The sequence below is a fragment of the Flavobacterium bizetiae genome, from assembly GCF_902804475.1.
GTDB classification, from domain to species: domain Bacteria; phylum Bacteroidota; class Bacteroidia; order Flavobacteriales; family Flavobacteriaceae; genus Flavobacterium; species Flavobacterium bizetiae.
Genome location: NZ_CADCSU010000087.1, coordinates 142854 through 163623, shown reverse-complemented (window position 1 = coordinate 163623; position 20770 = coordinate 142854). Strand labels below are relative to the sequence as shown.

The window sequence follows — 20770 nt, the reverse complement described above, 5'->3', positions numbered from 1 at the left end:
AAATTGAAGACAGAACTTAGTACGTTCCGTTTTGCATTTTGCTCAATGTTTCTTTTATGTCATTTGCTGTTGTATCTTCCATAGCTTCATCTTTTAAATGTTTTACTGCGAGCGTTTGTGTTTCGACTGCTTTTTCTTTCTGTCCGTCTTTATAATACAGTTGTGCCAGAGTATCTAAATAAAAAGGATTGCTTTTGTTTAATGTCAAACTGCACTCCGACCAATTTATAGCTTTCTTTATGTAAGACTGATTTTTTGAATCTAGTACAGCTGCCCATGATATTTCGTTGAACAAATTAGCATGATAATTTTTAAACTCTTTCCAATCATAATAATATAAAGCATTAGCATCAAAACCATTATCGTATATTTTATCTAAATTCTGAATAATGTTTTCTTTGTTTACTAAATATTTATCGAAGTACTTTTCAAATTCTTTAATACGCTCATTATTGCTCTTTGTTTTTTCTGCCCAATCAGCCAGGCTGCTAAAGTAACTGGCATAAAATTGAAAATTTGCTTTATCAATCAATAAAATTTTCTCGTAGGTATCTTTTATTTTTTTTGGATCAGATTTGGTATAGCTACCGTCTTCATTATACGTAGAAGTTGCATTTTGTAATGCGTTTGAAATCTCCGTACTTATATTTCCTATTTTTATTAAATTGTTTTCCTGATCATTTAATGCTGCTCGTTCTGCATCAATTGCATCGTAATGTTTTAGTAGATAATCTATAGATTTAAAATCGACTTCGTCTAAAATTTTATCTTCTAAATATACTTGTTTTGTATACCCAACATTTTTTATTTCCTGAAAAATAGCCTGAACAAGTAACATATCCGGACTGGTGTCTTTTTGATGTGCTTCTATTATCTTTTTCCAGACTTGTCGTGCTTTCTTTTTATCTAAATTGAATTTAATAAACTTAAAATCGTCTTTACTCCCGTCTTCCTCACTATATTCATAATCGTAATCGCCCAAAGCTCCCAATGCCGAAACCTCATGAAATGCTTTTACCAATTTAGCATCTTTTGAGTTTTTATCATTTATTATTTGGGCAAAATTATTCTTTAAAAAAGTTCTTTTCAGCTTACCATTAAAAGAATCATAATACATAAACTTATCTATTTTATCGGGAGATAAATTTGAATTTGCCCATGCTAAAATAGTTCCGTTTGCATCTAAAACCATTAGCATAGGTGAATCTGTCATTTTATTCTTCTTCAGCCAGCTTTCATCTTCTTTTGATGCTAAACAAAAATTATAAAGATCGTATTGAGGATCATAAGTATTAGAAATATAACCTATGTAGCGTTCCTGTTTTTCTATTAAAGCATCAAACTCAGCTTTTGCTTCTGTATTTTTTGGGTCAGCATATACTACTAAAAATTTATTCCCGTCAGCTTTTGTCTGTTGTAAAGCTTTAGGTAATGATGCTGCAATATTGAGTTTAAAATCAGTCTTTGGTAAATCATCATTTTCTTCAGGAGAGGCAACATCTGTATCTTCTTTTCCGGGATAAGTCCAACTTAAAACTTGTTTTCTTTCTAAAGGCGGAATTATTGATTTACCTGAATCAACAATAGGTTCTTCGCTATGAAAAACAGTCATATTATCATCTGCTGCACCAATTGACAGTTCGTTTCTTTTCCTGTCCAAATAACCTTTGATCGCTATATTAGGCAATACATAGTTCACCTTTACTTTTAGTTCTGTTATCGCATTTGGTATTTCGTACTTAAATATTTGTTTTGGCTCATAATCGAATCCTTCGTTTACGAAATATAAATATTGAGTACGATTCATTTCAAAACTTTCATTAAAATCACCATTTCCATCATATCCTGTTAAATCTGATACTTTTTGATAATGAATCGAATCTGTACCATTTTGTGCACCAATATAAATACCATATAATGAACTATATTCCTCAAAACTAACCTTAATTTTATCTTGCTTAATTTTGGCGTTTTTTATATATTGAACTTCAAAAACAGATTTATCTCCATCTTTGTTTTTAAACAATAACGAATCGTTTGTTACTTCATAATCTCCATAAGAAAGTACTAATTCGAACTTATTATTATCCAATAAATTAAATTTCATTCTTCGTCCTAAATTATCAACCGAATAATAGGATTTACTTTTTAAAGTCTCTTGCTGAGCAAATGAAGAAGTACTTACCAACAAAAAAACCAACCACAACAACACATAATTCCGCATAACTATTTTTTTTAAAAAAATACATGTAATTCCTACAAATATATCTGATTAAAAGATGTTTTCAAATTATTTATAGCTAAATTATTACAAATAAGAAAGCCTGATAATTTTACAATTATCAGGCTTTCTTACTATTATTTTTTTATAATTAGTACGTTCCGTTTTGCATTTTAGCTAAGGTTTCACGAATATCTGTAGCGGTTTCTTCTTCTACATAATCCGTTAAATATTTAACGGCGAGAGTTTGTGTTTCAATCGCTTTTTCTTTCTGTCCGTCTTTATAATACAACTGTGCCAGAGTATCTAAATAATAGGTATTGTTTTTACTGATTATCAAACTATATTCTGACCACGTAATGGCTGACTTTATAAAACCAGTATTACCCGGTTTTGAAACTACGGTCCATGCAGCATCATTGCACAAGTTCGAGTGGTATTCTTTAAAGGCATTCCATCCATTATACGAATATTCAGAGTTCGCATCCATCGAAGTAAACATTGTATCCAGTTTTTCGATAACACTTCCGTTATCTGTAGCAAGATTAGCATTAAAATAAGTCGTAAACTCTTTTAAATAATTGGTATTCGATCCGCCTTTGTCTTGTACCTCAGCCAAATAAGTAAAGTAATTTTGGTAGCATTCAAAATTTCCTTTTCCTGCGGCAATTAATTTTTTGTAAACCGAAATCGTTTTGCTATCATCTTTTACCGCCGTAGTAATGCTATCAGAAATATAGTTGTTTTGCTGTAAAGCCGTTGCAATCTCAGTAATTAAATTTCCTATTACATGCAACTCTCCTTCTTTTTCATTAAATGCTACACGTGCCGCATCAATGGCATCATAATGTTTTATCAAATAATCTATTGCCAGAAAATCAGTATCATTTAAAACTTTATCTTCTTTAAAAAACTGTTTCGAGAATCCCTGATTTTTAATTTCTCTCACAATCGTTTCTGCCAAAAACATATTAGGATTTGTGTCTTTTTGATGCGCTTCTATCAACTTTTTCCAAATTTGAGCAATTTCTTTTTTGTCTAATGTTGTAGTGGCAAATTTAAATTCGGCAGCATTATCATCAGTTGTTACGGTATAATCTGTGTCGTAATCATACGGTATCTCCAAAATTGCAACTTTATTAAAAGCCTGAATCAAATCAGCATCAGTAGCTTTTTTATTTTTTAATGTTTTATTAAAATCTAATAATCCATCTGCTCTTTGTAATTTTTTATAAAGCCCGTCATAATAATTAAAGAGGTATTGCTTGTCCTTCAAACTAGATTTTGCAGTAGCTAAAACATCCCCATTATTATTCAGAATAACGATACTTGGAGCATCTGTAATTTTATTCGTTTTCAGCCATTTTTTATCATCGGCAGTAGTCAGGTAATAATTATACAAATCATACTCCGGATGGTACGAGTCGTACATCGTATAACTCATTTGAGTTTCCTGATCTTTTATAAAAGTATCAAAATCAGCTTTCGCCGAAGGATTTTTGCTATCAGCAACAATTACTAAAAATTTATTCTTTGCATTTTTATTGGATGAAAGAGCATTTTTAAGATTGTTTTCAATTTTTAATTTAAAGTCAAATGTTGGCGTATAAGATTCAACTGCTACCGCCGTAGAATCACTTGCTAATCCAAAATCTTCACTTACCAAAGCCTCTTTTCCCGGATAGGTCCAATTTGGAACTATCTTCTTTTCTACCGGAATTACTTTTGCTATTTTTTCTGTCTGAGTTTCTTTAGCATTACGAAAAACCAATGGATTTTTTCCTGAATTTTCAGAAATCATCAATTCATTTGTTTTGGGATCAAAAAAACCGCTAATGTTTAAATCTCCCATAACATCTAATTGATATTTAATAGTGATTTCTGAAACGTCTTTGGGTAGCGCAAATTTTGAAATTTTACCTTCACCAGTATATTCTTCATACACTAAGTACAAATAATCTGCACGATCAATTTCAAAATCAACATCTATTTTATCACCATCAGGATTTACTTTATCTCTTATATCAGTCAATCTTTGATATTGTACTTCGTCTTTCCCGTTTTGAGTACCTACATAAAAGGAAAAATATGAAGGATCTAAAAACTTAACTTTAATTTTTTTTGCTTTAGCATCATTTTTAAAAGCCACCTCAAAAGCACTTTCTGATTTTACCTCCGGGGTAAACAATAATGAATCGCCTTTAATCTCATAATTACCTGAATAAAAAACCAATTCATATTTATTGTTTTCTAATAAATTCAACTTGATCTTCTGCCCTTTGTTAGTAGACAAATAAGATCCTTTTTCGATATTTTTTGTTTGAGAAAATGAGGCTGATATTAAACAAAAGAAAGCGAAGAAACTCCATATAAAATTACGCATGCTTAAAATTTTAGTTGTTACTATTTCAAACAAAGATATTTCTTTCTTATTTAAAAAGAGTATCAAAAAAATAAGATAATGTAATTAAAATACTATAAATTATATTTCATCGAAAATATGATGTAACGGGGTTGTACCGTGTATTGTGACACTCTTGTAGAAAACTGCGAGAAGCTGTCATCATTAAGATATTTTGTATTTAACAAGTTCGTTGCCGAAATTTTGTACTCCCATTTGCTATCCTTTTTTTGATAAATTAAACTGGCGCTTAAAAAATCATATTCGTTATCGACTGTTTTATTGCCATTGTAATAATGGTAAAATTCATATTCTGACACAAACGAAAAACTATCCAGGAAATAATAATCTAGTCTTGCAAAAGGCTTGTCTGTATAATAAGTTGAGCCGCTGTATTTGTTTATCAAAGCATTATAACCAAACTCAATATTGGGTAAGTTTTTATAATTTGTTGAAGCTTTTACGGTATAACTTTGACTAAAACTTTCTGTAGTCGCTAATTCATTATTCTGAATATTATTAAATTTAGACCAATTGAAAGTCGCGTTTACAGATGCTTTATAATTCTTTAAAAAAGAACGTCCGTAATTTCCCATTCCGGTAAAAGTTTCATCGGCCAAATTAGAATTATAAGGCGATGATGATTGGTTGATTCCTGTAAAATCTGCACTGGTTTTAATCGCATCTACTTTTTTAGTATAAGTTGCATTGGCAAAAATGTTTTCAAAATTGAACATGTTGTATTTAAAATAACGCAACGAATGCACTTGCGAAGTAGCATTTTCTAAGAGACGATTTCCGCGGAACAAACTACTGTAATCAGACAAAACATAACCTGCAGCTAACTGATTAATATCTGTAAAATCATTCGTTAAGGAGAAATTATACGTCAAACTTTCCGATTTTTTGATTTGATATAAAGCGAAAAAATCAGGCAATATTTTTACGAAATTTTGAGAATAATCAGTTCCTAATTGTGTGTTTTTCATATTATAAGAATGCACACTAACCCCCGGAGTCAAAGTAAATTTTCCTGCCAGAATTTTATAATGAAATCCCAGAAATACATCATTAAAATTATAATTGACTTTATTATTGTTTTGAGGATCATCTAAATCATTTCTGTCTCCGTTATCCAACATTTGAAAAATATGGGAATTAAAATCCTGATACGAAAATGTATTACCAAGTGTAATATTGATGTTGCTTTTTGGCGTCACCATATAATAGTAATCCAGTTTGGCATCTAATTTATTCGTTTTTACAAATCGATCCTGATTCAGGTCATTTCTTTGCTGTCCCGAAGTATAACCTGCTAAATCAAAAGGTTGTGTGCGTAGATTGGCGTTATAAAATGGGTTTTCGTCCTGATACAGATGCTGCATTTCAAAAGCAAAAATATTTTTATCGCTTTGCGTGTAGTACAAACTCAAATCCTGTTTTATAGATGTTGGATCTTGTTTTTTATTGGTCAGGATTGTTTCTAAAGTTGAAACTTTATTCACCACCGATTCACGCAACAAATCAGTATCTTCATTTTGTTTCGACAACTTCGTTAAGATGTCATAATCAAACTGAAATTTATCATTGGGTTTATATATAGAACTCAGTTTAAAAAGCCCTAGATTATTTTTTTGATGCGTTTCTTCTTCTCTTTTTTGTTCATCTCCAGAATCTAAAATTGTCGTTTGAGATTTCGTTTCAAGATCAGTTTTTGATGTAGATAATATGGCAAAACCACTAATGTTCCATTTTTTTGTAACGGAATAAGCAAAGTTTGTCGCTCCAAATTTCGTTTCAATTTCTTTCGCGCGATTGTTTCTCAAAATCGAAATTCCTAAATCATTCGATGAAATATTAAAATTACTTCCGCCTTTTTGCATCATATTTTTAAATCCGCCTGTGAACTTAAAATAATCTTGTGCTGTCAACGGTAATTCTCCAATATTATTAAAATTGGTAATTACATTAATGCTGTACTTGGGACTGTAATAAAATAATTTAGGATTAATAATATAGCGGCTGTCAAGTTCACCAACTCCAGTTCCGGCAGTTACATCTCCAAACCAAAAGTTCTTTTTACCTTCTTTCAGTTTAATATTCATTGCCACATTATCCTGATCATTCCCTAAACCTTTTAAGGCTCCAACTTCATTATAATTTCTTAATACCTGAATTTTATCAATGGCATCGGCCGGAATATTTTTAACACCAAGTTTGGTATCTCCATCAAAAAAATCTTTGCCTTCAACCATTAGTTTACTCACTTTTTTACCCTCCACTTCAATCTCACCATCGGCATTTACCTCCACTCCCGGCAATTTTTTCAGTACATCTTCCAGCTTTTTCTCGGTTCCTGATTTAAATGAATCAGCATTGTATACAATGGTATCGCCTTTTATAGAAACCGGCATTTCACGCACAATCTCAACGCCCTGAAGTTCGATTCCGGCATCATCCATTACAATATTCTGGGCAATATTGGCACTTTGCGTTGCAATTGAAATCTCTTTCGACTTCATTCCCAGATAACTTACTTTGATAGAATAAGAAGTATTTGGCTTTAATGTAAGCTGAAACTTTCCTTTGTCATTGGTAATTCCGTAAGAATCCATTGCTTTTGTGGCAACATTAATAGCCATTATATTGGCCATTTCTAACGGATTTTTTTGCTCATCCTGAATAAAACCATCAAAACGAACACTTTGCGAAAAACATATAGAAGTAAATAAAAAGGCGAGTATAAAAAGAGTTTTGTTCATTAAGAAAATGATTAGAATAAATATTTTTTTGAGATCATGCGTTTTATCTTCCCATCATAACAGGAGCAGCAGATCTTGCACGCCCGCCATTCATATCTCTAAATTCTTCCATTTTTTTAACTACAGTTTCGTCATAATCTTTCTGAGTTACTACTTTTCCTTTTTTAGAAGGTTTGATATCTACTTTATCTTTTGCATTCAACACAACTTTAGAACATAAAATTGTAGTCGATCCGTCATTTATTTCTAAAATTAAACCCGGAAGTCCCCAATAATTCTCCGGACCTTGGTTTACAGGAATTTCCGGCGTATACCAGGCCGTTACTACAACTTCTTTTGGCAACTCAAAATTATCCGAAAAATTGGTTTTAGTTTCGCCGGAAGTCTTTTTGGCTTCATCCTTTTTGTCATCAGTTTTTTTAGGCCTAAAGTTTCTAAAATCGGTTTTACTCGGTTCTTTTACTGCAGTTGCTTTGTAGCAATTGTATCCGCCAATTTGTTTGGTTTCCTGCTCTAATTTCCAATTTAACTTTGGTAACGAATCCACAACAAGAAATTCCTTGCCCATAAATTCTTTATCAACAGTATATGATTTTGTTTTTACATCTTTATAGAAAGTGCCACCGCCTCCCATCATCGAACTCACCATAACGCGAAAACCTCCTTGTTGCCCCGGACTTTCCAATTTTTCTTCTTCTTTATAAATAGAAGCCGATTTATCAAAATTCAGAATAAAGGTTTTTTCCAGCATTTTTTTCATTCGCTCTTCCATACTTTTTTGCATTTCCGGGGTAATGTCACGATTGCCTCTCATGCCTTCAAACTTTGGCGCTTGTGTTTTTGACTCGTAAACGGCCATTCCCTGAAAATCTTTTTGAGCCTGCATTTGCGTAAAAGCAAATAAGAAAGACATATAGTAAAATACTTTTTTCATTGTGTTTTCTTTAAAATTGATTAAGCCTGATACAACTTACTACTCAAATGTATTATTTATTTTAAAATACAGAAAGTTAAATATATCAATACCATTAAAATATAGACAAAACCGACTATAACTTAGACTATTACAGCATAATAGAATTTAAGCGGTAAATGTCTCTTAATTAACTAATTTCTATAAAGGTTTTTTGTAATTTGGCTCTTTAGAAAACCAATATCATGAGTAAAACGGCACACTTTTTTTTAAATCTTCTTTTTATTGCCGGTTCCCTTACTGCTGTTTTTTCGCAAAATCAAAAAATAAAAGCTTCTTCAGTTTCTCATTTTTCAATAATTGCTGATGAATTTTCAGGTTATGATTCTTTTGGATATTCTTATCAGATTAAAAACAATGTTTTTAGTAAAACCAAAGACAAAGAAGTATTTGAGTATAAAAATGTATCGCTGGGAAAAATTAACAAAGTCGATTTACAAAATCCGCTTAAGATTGTTTTATTTTATGAAGATTTTAATAGCGTAGTTTTATTAGACAATCAGCTGAATAAAGTGACAGAGATTAATTTTTCTCTCAACAATACGCCTATTGTTGTTTCGGCGATCGGGATGTCTACACAAAATCAATTATGGATTTTTAACGCGTTAAACCAACAAATAAGCCTTTTTGATTATTTGAAAAATGAATATAAAACCGTTTCTACTCCATTGATAGAAACCATAAAATATTACCAAACAGACTTTAATACTTTTTACTGGATCGATAAAAAAAACAATTGGTTTTCTTGTGATATTTTTGGAAAAACAACTGCTTTAGGAAAAGTAGCTGATTTTGATACCATCGAAATAATCAATAATCACCAATATCTTTTTAGTAAAGCTAATTTGTTGTATTTTAAAGACATTACAAGTACAAATTCGAATGCATTTTCTGAAATTGAAATTTTAGAAAAATCGTTTGACAAATTCTACTACAAAGACCAAATTTTATCTATTTTTACAGCTAAAGAAATAACAAATTATAAAATCGTAACACCGTAATGCACATAGCAATAGCAGGAAATATAGGAGCAGGAAAAACAACTTTAACTAAATTATTAGCCAAACATTTCAAATGGGAACCTCATTATGAAGATGTAGTTGATAATCCGTATTTAGATGATTTTTACCATCAGATGGAACGCTGGTCGTTTAATTTGCAGATTTATTTCCTAAATAGCCGTTTCCGTCAGGTATTGCAAATCCGCGAAAGCGGGAAGAAAATTGTTCAGGACAGAACGATTTATGAAGACGCACATATCTTTGCTCCCAACTTATATTCGATGGGATTAATGACAAGTCGCGATTTCGAAAATTATACTTCACTTTTTGAATTGATGGAATCATTGGTAAAAGCACCGGATTTATTAATTTACCTAAGAAGTTCTATTCCTAATCTTGTTGGACAAATTCATAAACGCGGACGTGATTACGAAAATTCTATTTCGATCGATTATTTAAGCCGTTTGAACGAAAGATACGAAGCCTGGGTACAAACGTATACTAAAGGAAAACTATTAATTATTGATGTTGATAATATAAATTTCGTTGATAATCCTGAAGATTTAGGAAACATCATTAACAGAATTGATGCTGAATTGAACGGGTTGTTTTAGAAACACGAATTTACACGAATAAAAAATGCCTCTAAATAATTTTAGAGGCATTTTTGTTTTCTAAAGCTAAAATAATATATAAATCAATTACTCTTTATCATGATATTTTTGTACTTAATCTATTTTTGACAAAATGCCTTATTTTACAAATTAACAAATAAAAGGCTACTTTTGCAGATTGATTCTAATCTTTATAAAGTCATGCTTAAAATAAAAATCATACTTAGGGGGCTCTTTATAAATGTGAGCATATTTTTTATTGGAGCTTTAATGATCGACAAAAATATGATTATATTCTTTATTGGAGATTTAATGATCCACAAGAAACTCAGTAATTTTTACCCCATCCTCCCCTTGCTTTTATTCATGAATTTTTGCTTTCAATGGTATGTCCTTTCCAAAAATCCAAAATCTTTTAATAAAACAAACTGGCTGATTGCATTGATAAATTTTGTTTCAACTATAATTCTTTCTTTACTCACTATAGCAGCTTGGTATCTACTAATTGCAATTTCAGGAATACCCAAAAATAGACCTCCAGAAAATCATAGTACATTATATCAAAAAGAAGATTACAAAAAAATTAATTTAACGAGCTCATCTATTTATTCCTATAAATTCTAAAATCAAAAAAAATGCCTCTAAATTATTTAGAGGCATTTTTATTTTTAAGAAACTTTGTCAAAGTTTAAAACTTTGACAAAGTTGTTTTATTTAGCAGTAGCTGTACTAATTTTTGCTTCAACTTCTTCTTCTGTTCCTTCGTAAACTTCGGTGGTTGTTTTACCATTTGCAGTTTTTGTTACAGTTCCGACAGCTTTGCCGTTTTCATTTCTTAAATCAACACGAACTGACGTTTTATCATATTTACTAGTATCAAAACAATCTGTTTTTTGGTATTTTCCAGTGGTATCAAAATGAGCTAAACATTTCGCTGTTTCTTCAGCCGTGCAGCCTTTTTCTTTACACATTTTAATACATTCTTCTTTTGTCATTCCAGACATGTCGCCGCATTTAGAAATACCTGCATGCATCTCTGTTTTAGCACAACATGAACCTTTTGCTACTAAACCTGCATTGGCATGTCCTTCTCCTAAAATTGGTGCAATTACCAATCCTATTAAACAGGTTAATTTGATAAGGATATTCATTGATGGTCCTGAAGTATCTTTAAACGGATCTCCAACTGTATCTCCGGTTACGGCAGCTTTGTGTGCATCAGAACCTTTGTATGTCATTTCTCCGTTGATTAGAACTCCTGCTTCAAAAGATTTTTTAGCATTGTCCCAGGCACCTCCGGCATTGTTTTGAAAAACTGCCCAAAGTACACCAGAAACGGTAACTCCAGCCATATATCCTCCTAACATTTCAGCAATTAACTGATTGTTATCTGCGTAAACCAATTTTCCTAAAAGTACAATCGCAATCGGGAAACCAATTGTCAGGATTCCAGGCAACATCATTTCGCGTAAAGCGGCTTTGGTAGAAATCTCAACACATTTTCCGTATTCAGGTTTTCCGGTTCCTTCCATAATTCCAGGAATTTCCTTGAATTGACGACGTACTTCATAAACCATATCCATAGCGGCTTTTCCAACAGAATTCATGGCTAAAGCCGAGAAAACTACGGGAATCATTCCACCCACAAATAGCATGGCTAAAACTGGTGCTTTAAAAATATTAATTCCGTCGATTCCTGTAAAGGTTACGTAAGCTGCAAATAATGCTAATGAAGTCAATGCAGCAGAAGCAATTGCAAATCCTTTTCCGGTTGCTGCGGTTGTATTTCCTACTGAATCTAAAATATCGGTTCTGGTACGAACTTCTTTAGGTAATTCGCTCATTTCGGCAATTCCTCCAGCGTTGTCAGAGATTGGTCCAAAAGCATCGATGGCTAATTGCATAGCTGTAGTTGCCATCATCGCTGAAGCAGCTAAAGCTACTCCGTAAAAACCTGCTAATGCATAAGAAATCCAGATTGCTGCTGCAAACAAAATTACCGTCGGAAAAGTAGAGATCATTCCCGTTGCCAATCCTGCAATAACGTTTGTTCCTGCTCCTGTAGATGATTTTTGTACAATTGCCATAACAGGTTTTGTACCTAATCCTGTATAATATTCCGTAACTGATGAAATAGCTCCACCCACTACTAAACCAACCAAAGTTGCATAAAAAACTCGCATTGATGAGATGTCTTTAGCGCCTTCGCCAAAAAAGCTCATTTGCATTGTTTCCGGCAACATGTATTTTACTAAGAAGAAACAGGCAATTGCGGTTAACACAATCGATACCCAGTTTCCTATATTTAATGCTTTTTGTACTTGTGCTTCTTTTGCATTGTCATCCGATATTTTTACTAATGTCGTTCCGATAATCGAGAATAAGATACCGAAACCTGCAATTGCCATTGGTAGTAAAATTGGTCCAATTCCGCCAAAAATATCCTGGATGTTTCCGCCCATATCTTTGATCACGTAATTTCCTAAAACCATTGCTGCCAGAACAGTTGCTACATACGAACCAAATAAATCAGCTCCCATTCCTGCAACGTCTCCAACATTATCCCCTACGTTATCAGCAATTGTAGCAGGATTACGCGGATCATCTTCCGGAATTCCGGCTTCTACCTTACCTACTAAATCGGCACCAACATCAGCCGCTTTTGTGTAGATTCCGCCACCAACTCTGGCAAACAAAGCGATTGATTCTGCACCTAAAGAGAATCCTGCTAAAGTTTCTAAAACCTTAGTCATATCTTCAGATGAAGTCCAAACCCCATTCATAAATATTTGAAAGAAAACAATAAAAAATCCTGTCAGACCTAAAACAGCCAAACCTGCAACGCCCAATCCCATTACGGTACCACCGGCAAAAGAAACTTTTAATGCTTGTGGTAAACTTGTTCGGGCAGCCTGAGTGGTTCTAACATTTGTTTTAGTAGCTATCTTCATTCCCATATTTCCAGCCAAAGCCGAGAAAAATGCTCCAAAAATAAATGCCACTACTATTAATATATGTGTTGTAGGAACAATAAAAGAAATTCCGGCTAAAACTATACTGGCACCAATTACGAAGAAGGTTAGTAATCGGTATTCTGCTTTTAAAAATGCTAATGCGCCTTCGTAGATGTAATCTGAGATCTCTTTCATCTTGCCATCGCCAGCATCTTGTTTTAGGACCCAAGTCCTTTTTATTGCCATGAAGAGTAATCCTATAATTGCCATAACAATTGGCAAGTAAATCATAAATTCGTTCATAATATTATAATGGTTATTGGTTAATATTCAATAAACTATGTAAAACGAATTTAAACAAAAAAGCAATACTCCTGACGGCAGTATTGCTTTTTTTATAATAGAATAGGGTAAAAATTATTTAATACTAAATAATCCCTCTGGTTTATTTTCAATATCATCAAAACGCTTTGTACACTCAGCAATAATTGCAAATGCTTCGTTTACATCTCCCCAACCTTCTACATCTACTTGTTTGTTTTCAAGGTCTTTGTAAACCTGGAAGAAGTGCTCGATTTCTTTTAATAAGTGACCGTTAATATCTGAAAGATCGTTTAATGAATTCCAGATTGGATCTGAAACCGGTACACAGATAATTTTTTCGTCTGGTCCTTTATCATCTGCCATATGGAAAACTCCAATTGGTTTTACTTCTATCACACAACCAGGAAAAGTTGGCTCATTGATTAAAACTAATACATCAAGAGGATCTCCATCAAGTGCTAAAGTTTCAGGAATAAATCCGTAATCTGCCGGGTACATCATTGAAGAGAATAACATTCTGTCGAAACGCATTCTTTTGATTTCAAAATCGTACTCGTATTTATTTCTACTTCCACGTGGTATTTCGATTAAAACATCGAAAGTTGTTAATTTGTCTGCGGTCATTTTCGTTTTTTATTTTTTCTATAATTTCGATTGCAAAAGTAACTAAACAATCCTTTTTTACAATAAAAAACTTCATTAATATGCCTACTTTTCTTTTAAATAACAGACAGTTAATATGTAATTTTCCTGTTTCGCTTATTTAAGTAATAATGCCACAGCAAATATGTCGCATAAGATCGATACGGACTCCATTGCTGAGCATGAATTTCCATTTCGTTTTTGTCGTGAATATTCAATAATTCTTTGATAGTATTAACGACTGCAATATCGCCTAACGGAATTAAATCCGGCTCCTGAAGACAAAACATTAAGTAAATATCAATAGTCCAATTTCCAATTCCTTTTAGTTTAATGAGTTCTTCCCGAACTTGTTTTGCTGATTTTACAGCTAAACTTTCTATATCTAATTCTTTGTTTAAAACGGCATCGGCTAATATTTTGATGTATTTTGTTTTTTGGCGGCTTACACCTAAAACACGAAACTCTTCATCTGACAACATAGCCATTGTTTCAGGATTGCAAGTTGTGTAAGCTTTTATTTTTAAGAAGGTGGCTTTCGCCGAATCTATAGAAACTTGTTGTTCGAGAATTAACAACACCAATGTTTCAAAACCTTGCGGACGTTTGGGGATTGGCGGTAATCCGTATTTGTCGATGATTTCCTGAAATACAGGATTTTTTGTGGATAGAAAATCGATAGCTTCTTTCATGACGTGATTTTTAGCCCCGATAGAAGTGGAAATCCTTTTGTGCCGGGGTTCGGCACAAAAGATTGGAACGGATAGCGGGAATAGCTCCTAAAATTAAAAAATAATCTCGCAAAGACGCAGAGACGCTAAGTTTTTTGCATGTTGATTTTGCAGATTTAAACCGATCAACGCTGATTTTTTTTTTGAATCTGCTTAAATCTGTAGAATCAGCATAAAACAATCCAAGTTTAAAAAATAAAAAACGCCAAGTTGCTAGTAATAAAAACTTAGCGACTTGGCGTCTTTGCGAGATTATTTCACTCTAATTATCTTAAAAATAGAATCCGAAAGATCCTTTTACTGCAAATTTATTAGCATCTGGAGTGTTTAAATAACTTCCTCTCCAGGAGAAATCGATACGGAATACTTTGAAGATATTTCCTATCCCGGCGTTGTATTCCCAATATACATTTTCTGGCGCATTATACGGTAATCCCGAAGCATTGATCGCTCTGTTTGCATCTGAAATTGTTCCGTAAACTCCTTTTACTCCAACAAATTCTCTCCAGTTTAGTTTTCTCATAAATGGAATTCTGGCAAATAATCTTCCTCCAAAATCATGATTCCATTGTAAAGTGGTATACTGATCTGTAATAAATTCGTAGAAATTCAGGTTACTAAACGTATTTTCGATTGTAAAATAAGTCTGGTTTCCAGGAATAACACTCATTAATCCTAACGGAATTGTACCAAAGGTTTTTCCGGTTTCAAGGATGATGTTTGATCTTCCTAATGGTCCAATTATAATAGGTTGTTTGTAGAATAATTGTATTTTTTCGTAAGCGAAATCACTTTGCATCACTCCTTTTAGTCCGTAACTGAAGTTAACAAAGAAATGGCTAAACGGGCTGTCTACAAGACTACGCTCTACACCAAAACCAATAGTTTTACGATTTGGCATAAGCTCAAACTGAACATTGGCTTCGAATTGTTTTACTGCGCTTTGTATTACTCCGGCAGGATTTGCGTCGGTTGGAAGCGTTGTATAATAATCGAGACTAAAGGTTGGCGAAGCAGATTCTAATGTCCTGTAGGAAACACCTGCCTGAACAACAAAGTTCTTTAAGGGTTCCATTTCGATCGAAACGTTGCTCAGATTAATATTGGTTAGTTTTCCGTTGCTTCCTGTTGTAAATAAGGCTGATGACGCGAAACTTCGTCCTAAAATATCATTTGTTGTGGTTAAGCTGGCACCAATTTGCTCGATGTCACGCCTGTTTCCTCCGGAAATAATGATTCGCTTTTTCTTGTCAAGCATCCATTTTCCTGAAACTCCGTATTTGAATTTATTATCATCAAAACCGTATGCGGTATAAGCTTGTATACGCCATGGATCGTTTGGACCGAAATAGGTTCTTCCTCCTGCTCTAAGTCTTAATCCTTCGACTTCATTATAACCGAAAGTTGAGAATATAGGCCCAAAATCGAAGTTTTTAAACTCAACATAACCACTACCCAAGATCGATACAAGACTATATAATTGCTTAAATCGCTTGACGGTTTGCAGCGTATCCAGCATTTTGTAAATACCGGCTTCGTCTTTATTTAATTTCTCGAAACGATTTTCTTCCCAAAATTCAGGCGGTCGTTCATAAACAGCATTGTCTATGTAATTGACTTCTTCTTTATAAAACTTCTCTGGTTTCTGGATATTAAATTTATGATTACGATAGAGCGTTGTTCGTTTTCCGTAAACACCTTTTGATTTTTCTTTTTTATTTAAAGCAAAATCCGACATCATGTAGTCGCGGGTTAACAGAAAAACAGAATCGTTTTCTACCTCGAATTCCTGCTCGATATAAATATCTTTTACCCAGTTAATATTGGCACTTTTGGTAACACCCATATTAATTTTCTTGATCGCAAAAGTAGAATCGTTTACCCAAAAGTCTCCTTTGAAGGTTAACTCGTTTTTACGTCTTGGATAGAAAACAATGTTATAACACCATTTTTTATCAATAAAAGCACTGTCTTTTAAAACATAGTTATAAACGTCAATTCCGGTTCTTGAAAGCGGACTTGTAAAACTTTTATCGAAAAACTTAAGGTGATTGTCGTAGATATTGTAATCTGAATAAAGGTCTTTTACAAATGAAAGAATTTGTTGGTTTCCATTAAAACCTGACATTTTATTTCCTGTAATGTTCTCTTTTACTTTCTTTAATTTGTTATCTCCGTAAACATCATAAACTGATTCGTTGATAAAAATTGGAAGGTAGGTTTTTCCCGTAACATCAGATGTGTCAACATGTTTAAAGACAAACTCCATTCCTTTAAAGAGTTTGTTTTTCATAAAAGCACTATCGATTGTGTTCATATCAAACTCAACCTTCTCGTACTTTTGCATTTGGTATTGATTGAATTGGTACAAACCGTTTTTACGTTTTCGCTCCCAAATTTTTCTCAATATGTCTAATGCCGGGTTATTTTTTTTAGATGTTTTTCCGGTAAAAATTACTACTTCATTTAATGCCTCAGCTTCGCTTAAAACTATTTTAAAATCATAATTTACCGCTTTGTCTAATGAAACTTCTCTATCTGAGAATCCTGCAGAACTTACCAATAAAGCAGTGTAAGTTGTTGGCGATTCGAGATAAAAACGACCGTCTTCGTTAGAAACAATTCCGGTATTTGAACCTTTAAAAACAACATTGGCAAAAGGTATTGGCTGATTAGACTTGTCCAAAACAATTCCGCTCACTTTAGTTTGTGCAGTAGCAATCGTCGCAAATGCGAATACAAAAAATAGGCTGAGTAAAATTATTCTTTTCATCATCTGGGCAAAAAAAAACTTCATCAATTAACTATGAATGATGAAGTTTTGTGAGTATTTTAAATGTGTATTATTTGTATAACACTTTTTTAACTGCTTTTACTACATCACCTGCATTTGGTAACCAGTCTTTTAATAATACCGGAGAATACGGTGCAGGAGTATCTGCTGTTGTAATACGTTGAATTGGCGCATCAAGGAAGTCGAAAGCTTGCTCTTGAACGATATAAGTAATTTCAGAAGAAATACTAGCGAATGGCCAAGCCTCTTCAAGAATTACTAAACGATTTGTTTTTTTAACAGATTTTAAGATCGCGTCTTTATCCATCGGGCGAACTGTTCTTAAGTCGATAATTTCGCAAGAAATACCTTCTTTAGCTAATTCGTCAGCAGCGATAAAAGCTTCTTTGATGATTTTACCAAAAGAAACGATAGTAACATCTGTTCCTTCACGTTTAATATCAGCAACTCCTAATGGAATTGTGTATTCTCCGTCTGGCACTTCACCTTTGTCACCATACATTTGCTCAGACTCCATAAAGATTACCGGGTCATTATCACGAATCGCAGCTTTTAAAAGTCCTTTTGCATCGTAAGGAGTTGATGGTACAACCACTTTAAGACCTGGAGTATTTGCAAACCAGTTTTCTAAAGCTTGTGAGTGAGTTGCTCCTAATTGACCTGCAGAAGCAGTTGGTCCGCGGAAAACGATAGGCACATTAAATTGTCCACCTGTCATTTGACGCATTTTAGCAGCATTATTTATAATTTGATCAATACCTACTAAACAGAAGTTGAAAGTCATGTACTCTACAATAGGACGACAACCGTTCATAGCTGATCCTACTGCTATTCCTGTAAAACCAAGCTCAGCAATTGGAGTATCGATTACTCTTTTTTCGCCAAACTCAGCAAGCATTCCTTTTGAAGCTTTGTATGCTCCGTTGTATTCTGCAACTTCTTCGCCCATTAAATATATGGATTCATCGTGACGCATTTCTTCGCTCATCGCTTCGCAAATGGCCTCTCTAAATTGTATTGTTCTCATATTTATATTGTATGTTGAATTTTCTGAAGAGCAAAAATAAATATTTTAAATAACTTAAAAGCATAAATTAGATTTAAAATCACATGATCTTCCTTATACCTTGCGCTTTTAACTTTTTAAATTTTATTGTGACATTTACGAAATCGATATAATTAAGATTATTTCAGTCATAAAGTGCTTATCATACAAACTCAACTCTTTTTGTTTGATTTTTATTTTATCAAATTCTTTCACTAGAACGTAAGAATCCGAAAACTAGTATAATTTGGCCTAAACTTTAACACTTGAGCGGATTGCCTGATTTGCAAAATTCCTAAGAATCAACAGAAATGAATGAATTATTTATTTTTAGACATAGCAAAACAGCTTCTAAATTTCAGAATCTGCGAAATCGTAATAGTTTTTAAATAATATTATGCATGCATAGTATTTTATTCCGATTTTAATTTCTAAATTTGTAAAAGCATATTATAAATATAAAATATATACTTATGAAAATATTAGTTTGCATCAGCCACGTGCCTGATACTACTTCAAAAATCAACTTCTCCAATGGTGACTCAGAATTCGATACCAATGGTGTTCAATATGTAATTAATCCTAATGACGAGTTTGGTTTGACACGTGCCATTTGGTTTCAGGAACAACAAGGCGCTACTGTAACTGTAGTAAATGTTGGAGGACCTGATACTGAACCAACTTTGCGTAAAGCTTTAGCAATTGGTGCAAACGAAGCTATTCGCGTAAATGCTAACCCAACTGATGGTTTTTTTGTTGCAAAACAATTGGCTGAAGTAATTAAAAACGGAGGTTATGATCTTGTAATTGCAGGAAAAGAATCTCTTGACTATAATGGTGGAATGGTTCCTGGAATGATTGCAGGAATTTTAGGTTCTAACTTTTTAAACTCTTGTACAGCTATTACCGTTGATGGAAGCAATGTAAAAGCGGTTCGTGAAATCGATGGTGGAAAAGAAACTGTAAGCACAACTTTACCATTAATCATTGGCGGTCAAAAAGGTCTTGTTGAAGAAAAAGACTTGCGTATCCCTAACATGAGAGGTATCATGACTGCAAGAACAAAAGCACTTACTATTCTTGAGCCGGTTGATGCTCCTGTAAATACAAAAGCGGTGAAATTTGAAAAACCAGCTCCAAAATCAGCAGTAAAATTAGTTTCTCCTGATAATTTAGATGAGTTAATCAATTTATTACACAACGAAGCAAAAGTAATCTAGTAATCTAGTATTCAGTAATCAGTTTTAAGTGTTCAGTTTTAAATAATCTGAAATCTAAAATCTAAAATCTAAAATTATTATGTCAATATTAATATACGCAGAATCTGCAGAAGGAAAATTTAAAAAAGTTGCTTTTGAATTAGCTTCTTACGCTAAAAAAGTAGCAGAAACTCTAGGTACAACCGTAACCGCTTTAACAGTTAACATTAGCGATGTAAGCGAATTATCTAAATACGGAGTAGACAAAGTATTAAAAGTAACTAACGATAAATTAGCTGGTTTTACCGCTAAGGCTTACGCCGATGTTATCAAACAAGCTGCTGAAAAAGAAGGAACAAAAGTAGTTTTACTTTCTTCGACTACAGACAGTATCTATCTTTCTTCATTAGTTGCCGTGGCTTTAAATGCCGGTTTCGCATCAAATGTTGTTGGATTACCGGTTAGCACTTCACCTTTTCAGGTAAAAAGAAATGCTTTCTCAAACAAAGCTTTCAATATTACAGAAATCAATACTGATGTAAAAGTTCTTGGCTTAGCTAAAAACTCTTACGGAATTTTCGAAAGTGCAGGATCTGCAACTGAAGAAGATTTTAATCCATCAATTGGAGACAATGATTTTGGTGTAAAAGTAGAATCTGTAGAAAAAGTAAGCGGAAAAGTATCTATTGCTGATGCTGATATCGTAGTTTCTGGTGGACGTGGATTAAAAGGCCCGGAAAACTGGGGATTAGTTGAAGATTTAGCAGCTGTTTTAGGTGCTGCAACAGCATGTTCTAAACCTGTTTCTGATTTAGGATGGAGACCTCACAGCGAGCACGTTGGACAAACAGGAAAACCAGTTGCAACAAACTTATATATTGCAATAGGAATCTCTGGTGCAATCCAGCATATTGCGGGTATTAACTCATCAAAAGTAAAATTAGTAATCAATAACGATCCTGAGGCTCCTTTCTTTAAAGTTGCTGATTACGGAATTGTTGGAGATGCCTTTACAATTGTTCCTGAATTAATTGAGAAATTAAAAGCTTTTAAAGCGCAACATTCTTAATTTAAAAATTCTCTATAAAAATATAGCTGCCTAAAAACAA

13 protein-coding genes are annotated in these 20770 nt (G+C 33.1%); 4 read left to right on the top strand and 9 right to left on the bottom strand.

Annotated elements, in window-relative coordinates:
- Window positions 1-16: 16 nt before the first annotated feature.
- The 4 genes from FLACOL7796_RS11315 to FLACOL7796_RS11300 form a co-directional block, all read right to left on the bottom strand.
- A complete protein-coding gene (locus FLACOL7796_RS11315) occupies window positions 17-2224 on the bottom strand; it encodes a hypothetical protein (RefSeq protein ID WP_173970892.1) in 2208 nt (735 codons plus the stop codon).
- 148 nt (window positions 2225-2372) lie between these two features.
- Window positions 2373-4604, bottom strand: coding sequence for a hypothetical protein (locus tag FLACOL7796_RS11310; RefSeq protein WP_173970891.1), 2232 nt, complete (start codon window positions 4602-4604; stop codon window positions 2373-2375).
- A gap of 92 nt (window positions 4605-4696) precedes the next feature.
- Complete coding sequence (locus FLACOL7796_RS11305) at window positions 4697-7384, bottom strand: carboxypeptidase-like regulatory domain-containing protein (RefSeq protein WP_173970890.1); 2688 nt, start codon at window positions 7382-7384, stop codon at window positions 4697-4699.
- Window positions 7385-7427: 43 nt separating this feature from the next.
- Window positions 7428-8318, bottom strand: coding sequence for a GLPGLI family protein (locus FLACOL7796_RS11300; RefSeq protein WP_173970889.1), 891 nt, complete (start codon window positions 8316-8318; stop codon window positions 7428-7430).
- A 224-nt stretch (window positions 8319-8542) separates the two neighbouring features.
- Here FLACOL7796_RS11300 and FLACOL7796_RS11295 point away from each other — a divergent pair, with 224 nt between their 5' ends.
- Window positions 8543-9358, top strand: coding sequence for a hypothetical protein (locus FLACOL7796_RS11295; protein ID WP_173970888.1), 816 nt, complete (start codon window positions 8543-8545; stop codon window positions 9356-9358).
- Window positions 9358-9972, top strand: coding sequence for a deoxynucleoside kinase (locus tag FLACOL7796_RS11290; RefSeq protein ID WP_121327165.1), 615 nt, complete (start codon window positions 9358-9360; stop codon window positions 9970-9972). Before FLACOL7796_RS11295 ends, FLACOL7796_RS11290 begins: the two co-directional genes overlap by 1 nt.
- A 710-nt stretch (window positions 9973-10682) precedes the next feature.
- Here FLACOL7796_RS11290 and FLACOL7796_RS11285 read toward each other — a convergent pair.
- From FLACOL7796_RS11285 to FLACOL7796_RS11265, 5 genes are all read right to left on the bottom strand, one after another.
- Complete coding sequence (locus FLACOL7796_RS11285; RefSeq protein ID WP_173970887.1) at window positions 10683-13229, bottom strand: sodium-translocating pyrophosphatase; 2547 nt, start codon at window positions 13227-13229, stop codon at window positions 10683-10685.
- Between the two features lie 114 nt (window positions 13230-13343).
- Window positions 13344-13874, bottom strand: a complete 531-nt coding sequence (locus FLACOL7796_RS11280) for an inorganic diphosphatase (RefSeq protein ID WP_065449271.1) — start codon at window positions 13872-13874, stop codon at window positions 13344-13346.
- Window positions 13875-13984: 110 nt separating this feature from the next.
- Window positions 13985-14584: a DNA-3-methyladenine glycosylase family protein gene (locus FLACOL7796_RS11275; protein WP_173970886.1), complete on the bottom strand. Its 600-nt coding sequence runs from the start codon at window positions 14582-14584 to the stop codon at window positions 13985-13987.
- A 310-nt stretch (window positions 14585-14894) separates the two neighbouring features.
- Complete coding sequence (locus FLACOL7796_RS11270; protein WP_173970885.1) at window positions 14895-17396, bottom strand: DUF5686 and carboxypeptidase-like regulatory domain-containing protein; 2502 nt, start codon at window positions 17394-17396, stop codon at window positions 14895-14897.
- A gap of 70 nt (window positions 17397-17466) precedes the next feature.
- Complete coding sequence (locus tag FLACOL7796_RS11265) at window positions 17467-18444, bottom strand: pyruvate dehydrogenase complex E1 component subunit beta (RefSeq protein ID WP_173970884.1); 978 nt, start codon at window positions 18442-18444, stop codon at window positions 17467-17469.
- A gap of 491 nt (window positions 18445-18935) precedes the next feature.
- Between FLACOL7796_RS11265 and FLACOL7796_RS11260 the strand changes: the two genes are divergently transcribed.
- Window positions 18936-19682, top strand: a complete 747-nt coding sequence (locus FLACOL7796_RS11260; RefSeq protein ID WP_173970883.1) for an electron transfer flavoprotein subunit beta/FixA family protein — start codon at window positions 18936-18938, stop codon at window positions 19680-19682.
- 79 nt (window positions 19683-19761) lie between these two features.
- Window positions 19762-20730, top strand: a complete 969-nt coding sequence (locus tag FLACOL7796_RS11255; RefSeq protein ID WP_173970882.1) for an electron transfer flavoprotein subunit alpha/FixB family protein — start codon at window positions 19762-19764, stop codon at window positions 20728-20730.
- Window positions 20731-20770: the final 40 nt, after the last annotated feature.

Bases quoted from the DNA above. Each gene is read 5' to 3' on its own strand.
- FLACOL7796_RS11315 (WP_173970892.1), bottom strand. From the start codon at position 2,224: ATGCGGAATTATGTGTTGTTGTGGTTGGTTTTTTTGTTGGTAAGTACT.
- FLACOL7796_RS11310 (WP_173970891.1), bottom strand. From the start codon at position 4,604: ATGCGTAATTTTATATGGAGTTTCTTCGCTTTCTTTTGTTTAATATCA.
- FLACOL7796_RS11305 (WP_173970890.1), bottom strand. From the start codon at position 7,384: ATGAACAAAACTCTTTTTATACTCGCCTTTTTATTTACTTCTATATGT.
- FLACOL7796_RS11300 (WP_173970889.1), bottom strand. From the start codon at position 8,318: ATGAAAAAAGTATTTTACTATATGTCTTTCTTATTTGCTTTTACGCAA.
- FLACOL7796_RS11295 (WP_173970888.1), top strand. From the start codon at position 8,543: ATGAGTAAAACGGCACACTTTTTTTTAAATCTTCTTTTTATTGCCGGT.
- FLACOL7796_RS11290 (WP_121327165.1), top strand. From the start codon at position 9,358: ATGCACATAGCAATAGCAGGAAATATAGGAGCAGGAAAAACAACTTTA.
- FLACOL7796_RS11285 (WP_173970887.1), bottom strand. From the start codon at position 13,229: ATGAACGAATTTATGATTTACTTGCCAATTGTTATGGCAATTATAGGA.
- FLACOL7796_RS11280 (WP_065449271.1), bottom strand. From the start codon at position 13,874: ATGACCGCAGACAAATTAACAACTTTCGATGTTTTAATCGAAATACCA.
- FLACOL7796_RS11275 (WP_173970886.1), bottom strand. From the start codon at position 14,584: ATGAAAGAAGCTATCGATTTTCTATCCACAAAAAATCCTGTATTTCAG.
- FLACOL7796_RS11270 (WP_173970885.1), bottom strand. From the start codon at position 17,396: ATGAAAAGAATAATTTTACTCAGCCTATTTTTTGTATTCGCATTTGCG.
- FLACOL7796_RS11265 (WP_173970884.1), bottom strand. From the start codon at position 18,444: ATGAGAACAATACAATTTAGAGAGGCCATTTGCGAAGCGATGAGCGAA.
- FLACOL7796_RS11260 (WP_173970883.1), top strand. From the start codon at position 18,936: ATGAAAATATTAGTTTGCATCAGCCACGTGCCTGATACTACTTCAAAA.
- FLACOL7796_RS11255 (WP_173970882.1), top strand. From the start codon at position 19,762: ATGTCAATATTAATATACGCAGAATCTGCAGAAGGAAAATTTAAAAAA.